Here is a 4,852-nt window from a genome sequence, read left to right as displayed (position 1 = left end):
GATGGATTGTGGGCTATCCACCTGGGGGAGCGACCGACCTCATCGCACGGCTGCTGAGTGGCCCGATGTCCCAGAAACTTGGCCAGACAATCATCGTCGACAACCGTCCCGGCGCCGGCAGCTCAATTGGCGCAACCGCTCTCGCCCATGCCCATCCCGATGGCCTCACGGTCGGTGCTGCCGACAACGGCACCCTGATCATCAACCCGGTTGCATATAAAAATCTCCAATACGACCCGGACAAGGACTTCCGCCCCGTTGGCGCCTATGCTGACGTCAACATCCTGTTGGCCGTCTCGAAAGCCCAGCCGTACCAATCCGTCAAAGAATTTATCGATCAGGCAAAGACAACCTCCCAGCCTATCGCCTTTGCTAGCCCGGGCGTTGGTAGCCCCTTGCATTTGGCAATGGAAAGGCTGGCACGTCAAGCCGGCCTGAAGCTCGAGCACATCAGCTACCGGGGCATGGCTCCGGCATTGAATGACGTTCTGGCCGGCGTCGTCCCCTCCATCGTGATCGACTATGCCACGGCTCGCGAGGTCATCCGCTCCGGTGACTTGAGGCCGCTCGCGACATTTTCCGCATCGCGCTTGGCAGCTCTGCCAGACACCCCGACATTCGATGAAAAGGTTCTTCCGGGTTTCACCGCGGGGGCGTGGCAGGGCATGATCGTCCCACGTGCTACGCCCGATGAAGTGGTCAATCGTCTTAGCAGCGCGCTTGCCTTTGCCCTGCAGGACGAAGCCGTAAAAGCACGATATGCGGAACTTGGCTTGGGCGCGCCGGCGAGTGATCCACAATCGTTCTTGACGCGCTGGCATGACGACAAAGCGATTTTACAGCCATTGATACGCGAGCTTGGTATTTCGCTGTAATCCACACACGGCCTATCGCCGCTACGTGGCGATAGGCAACATCTCGCGGAGCTGAGCTCGTTCGTCTGGGGCACGAAGAACTTGTCCGCTATTTGGAGCAAATGCCACCAGCTCGGTCTTGTAGCTCAAAAAAGCAGTCCCCCGGAGCGAACCGCCTCCCTTCCAGCCCATTGCGGTCTGAATGACGCAACATGTGGTTCATGACAGCGCGTTCAATCAGATAGTTCTGTCAGCAGCCCGCTCTCGATGCTTAGCCATCGGATCAGTTGAGGCGAAATACTCCCGTCAAGAACGTCCTCACTGTGGCTTGTGCTGCCTCGGTCGCAGCTTTGTCGTAACCCACGGTCGAGCCGAGTTGCACACAAGCATCATTGAAGGTGAAGGGCTTGCCAGTCTCGTCATTGAGTATCCTGCCGTCTTCCTCGCGGCGCTGACAATTGCGAGAAGATTGTGCGCTTTGGGCAACGGAAACCAACCGTGCATCGGGGTTGTCGAACCCGTGGTGCGCGCCGGGATACTCGCTCATGACAGCGTCCTTACCGGCGGCGTTGAGACGCGTGATGTAATCAAGGCACGCCACAGCCAGGGTCGTGTCATCCGCCGCGCCGTGGAATTCGCGGACTGGTGCGTCGGCAATGTCGAGTTCATCGACAAAGTGAATGTTGCACGCAGGATAGAACGAAAGATGTGCGGCAATGCGCGCCTTTGCCGACCCATGGAGGGCTTGGAAGCGCCGCAGGCTGGTATAGAGCGCGGCGGAGCCACCGCGCGAAAAGCCCATCACGGCGATGCGTGATGGATCGATCCGCGGGTGAGCCGCGAGCACGTCGACGGCGCGATAGGTATCGTAGAATTGTGCCAAAGAGCTCAGCCGCGACTGGTCTGTCTCGACCTGATCTATGCCTCGACCGCCGAAACTATCAAGGCGGAACGTGGCGATGCCCATTCTGTTGAGAAATTCGCCCCATCGGACTGCTGGCGTGCTGTTGGCAGCACCATTGGAACCATGGAGCAGAATGACGGCCGGCAGATGCTCATTCCAACTGGGGAATCGGAGCTGGCCAGTCAGCGTTACAGCAACTCCGTTCGCCGTATTCCCCTGCAAGAACTGCTCGTCCGTCAGGGTGAGCGATGGCACTGTCAATGTCTCGTCTGCGGGAAATTTCGGACGGACTTCCCCGGCGCGTCCGTAAGCTGCGAACAGTGCCACGATGCACAGAGTGAGGGCGGCTCCGATGACGCGTGCCATGTCAAGCACCTCCGACTTGGCGCTCAACTTAGCACGTTACGCCGCCAAACCATATGACTCCCTCAACTCGGAGCCGGATTGACAATGCCAGCCAACCAGCAAGCCCGACCTCTTGTGGCATTTGCTGCCGAACTGCGGACTTGTCTCGCAACGGCCCTCGAGGCATTGCCTCAAAAAATGGCGATCGCGCGTTTGTCGACCTGAACCGTGCGAATGCTTCCCTAGCGGTTACGGCCATTGATCTTGAGCCGAATTCGGTAAAGCGAGTTCGTTGCGCAGACGTACATGATGTTGCGCCTGGGACCGGCAAAGGTAAGGTTCGCTGCAATTTTTCCAAGCTTGATCGTTCCCAGCAGTCCGCCGTCCGGCTCGTAACAATAGACACCATCCCCGGCGCTGATCCAGATATGATCGTCGCTGTCCAATCTTAAACCGTCAAAGATGCCGACAGGGCACTCTGCAACGACATTGCCGCCTGTGATGCGGTGGTCGATATCGACTTGGAAGGCCCGCAGGTGCGCAGGGCCGTTTTCGTGATGGCTCTTGCCACTGTCGACGACATAAAGTGTGCTTTCGTCGCGGGAAAAGGCCAGACCGTTCGGCATCACCATATCGGTGATCTTTGCCTCCACGGCTCCGGTATGCGGATCGACGCGATAGACATGGCAAGCCTTGATCTCTGACTCGGCTTTCATACCATCCAGATCATGCAGAATTCCATATGGCGGATCGGTAAACCAGACTGCCCCGTCAGAGGTCACGACCACGTCATTTGGCGAGTTCAGCTTTTTGCCCTGCCAGGTTTCGGCGATGGTGATGATGCTCCCGTCGTGTTGTGTACGACTGACACGACGGTGGCGATGCTCACAGCTGAGCAATCGGCCCTCAAGGTCCACGGTTTGACCGTTTGGATGGCCGCAATCGTGGCGAAATACACTGATTGATCCATCCGTTTCGTCCAGACGCATGATGCGATCGTTTGGAAGATCGGTGAAAAGGAGAAAGCGGCCGGCCGGGAAATAGGCCGGGCCCTCGGTGAAAAGGCCGGCGTTGAAAAGCTCTTCCGGCGGAAAAAGCACCGCGACTTTATCGTGGAAACGCTTGTCGAGAATCTCGTAGTGCTCAGTCACTATGTTGCTCCTTTCGTCATGTTGTTTCCTAGGGCGGCGAGCTCTATTGAGGGCGTCTTTCATCCCTTCCCACGTCGCGGCTGTCAGTGTGACCCGCACAGAGATTTTGTCGCGCGGTCAGGAGCGCCAAAAACGGAAAGAAGCGAGCTACAGGCGAGTTCATTTCGGGATCTGCACGGCCGTTGCATGTGTTGGTCGGCGACGCGGCTGATCGTGCAGCCAGCAATCCGCGCCGCCGGACTTTCGTCCCTGCGGCGCGGTGCCGGGAGGAAACCGTTCAATCAGTCTCCGGGTTACTTGGCGTGAATGACATTCGCAAGCGTCCAGTCATAGTCGTATTTCACCCAGGCTATGTCGCTGTCGGCCATGCCCTTATAGGTCGTTTTGAGATCCTCCAGCGTGATCGTGGGGATGGGAGAAATCATCTTCATGGGCACATCAATACCRCTGAGCTTTGCAACCGCCACGTTGACTGCGACGCTGCCAATACCAGGGTCGGTATTGATCGCCACCGATTGATAGCCAGACTTCGCGTTCAGCTCGAGAAGCAGGTTGGCATCGACGCCGTCAAAGCCGTAGATCTGCAGCGGTACGTCGCGCCCAGCGGACATGAAGGCCTGGGCCGCACCGAAGGCTGCAACGCCCTGGGAGAAAATGATGTTCACGTCGGGCAGTGTTGGCAGAATAGCGGAGACCCGCTGCTGGGCGACGGACTGGTTCCAGTCTCCGTAAACTTCCGCAACGATCTTGATGTCTGGATATTTCGTCAGTGCCTTGACATAGGCATCCTGGATCGCTTGCTCGGCCGCGTTTCCGGCCAATCCGCGTATGTTCAATGCATTGCCTTTGCCGCCCGTCCGTTCGGCGATGTAGCTCACATATTTTTCGCCTAGTTCGTCATAGTCGAACTGCAGATCGACCGCCTTGGAGTTGGTAACAGAGCCCAGCGCGGTCGTTAGCACTGGAATGCCGGCATTGACGGCATTGTCGATCGCGCCATTCAGCGCCGTATCCGACAAGGGTTCGAGAATGATGAAGTCGACCCCCTGCAGGGTCAGGTTGTTGATCTGCTGGATCTGGGTCTGCGGGTCGCCTGCGGCATCGACGACGCTGAGTTCAACCTTCTTGCCCTTTGCATTCAGTTCGGCTGCAGCCCACTGGGCCGCAGCCAGGAAGCCCTTCTGCCAACCATTGCCCTGGAACGGCATGGCGACACCGATCGTGATCTTATCCTCGGCCATCACAGGCCCGGTCGCCATCGCACCAGCGAACGCTGCCGCCAATAGCAGACCGCCCACCATCACGGCCCGTCTTTTCGCGTTACCTCGTCGCATACATTCCTCCTCCTTGTTGTAGGTCTCTGTGTCCGCTGCTGCGGACTATCTGTTGTTCGATGACCGGGCCGCCACCAGGCAGACCGTCCCCAGGACGATCAGGCCCTGAATGACGTATTGAGCGCCAATGCTGAGCTGCAGAAGTATCAGGTCCGATTGGGCAAGGGTGAGCACCAGCGCGCCAAGCGCCGTGCCGAAAACCGAGGTGACGCCTCCGGTAATCCGGGTGCCGCCCACGACTACGGCCGCCACCGATCCCAGCAG

The 4,852-nt window shown here is 58.3% G+C and carries 4 protein-coding genes and 1 pseudogene; 1 reads left to right on the top strand and 4 read right to left on the bottom strand.

Annotated elements, in window-relative coordinates:
• On the top strand, positions 1-875 hold an 875-nt coding region (locus AC1D1Z_RS34120), incomplete at its 5' end, for a Bug family tripartite tricarboxylate transporter substrate binding protein (protein WP_477853225.1).
• 262 nt (positions 876-1,137) lie between these two features.
• Here the strand turns inward: AC1D1Z_RS34120 and AC1D1Z_RS34115 are convergent.
• The 4 genes and pseudogenes from AC1D1Z_RS34115 to AC1D1Z_RS34100 all read right to left on the bottom strand — a co-directional run.
• Positions 1,138-2,124 carry a dienelactone hydrolase family protein gene (locus tag AC1D1Z_RS34115; protein ID WP_065277888.1) on the bottom strand — a complete coding sequence of 329 codons (987 nt, stop codon included), beginning with the start codon at positions 2,122-2,124 and terminating at the stop codon, positions 1,138-1,140.
• Positions 2,125-2,345: 221 nt separating this feature from the next.
• Entirely contained in the window at positions 2,346-3,257 is a 912-nt protein-coding gene (locus AC1D1Z_RS34110) for an SMP-30/gluconolactonase/LRE family protein (RefSeq protein ID WP_032990338.1), read from the bottom strand.
• Between the two features lie 290 nt (positions 3,258-3,547).
• A complete protein-coding gene (locus AC1D1Z_RS34105) occupies positions 3,548-4,588 on the bottom strand; it encodes a substrate-binding domain-containing protein (protein ID WP_245458191.1) in 1,041 nt (346 codons plus the stop codon).
• Positions 4,589-4,633: 45 nt separating this feature from the next.
• Positions 4,634-4,852 (bottom strand): annotated as a pseudogene (locus tag AC1D1Z_RS34100) (ABC transporter permease); the annotation flags it as partial.

The sequence above is a fragment of the Rhizobium sp. P1_E1 genome (genome assembly GCF_056406015.1).
Note: the sequence above shows the minus strand (reverse complement) of the source record. Positions and strands in the feature narration are given on the sequence as shown.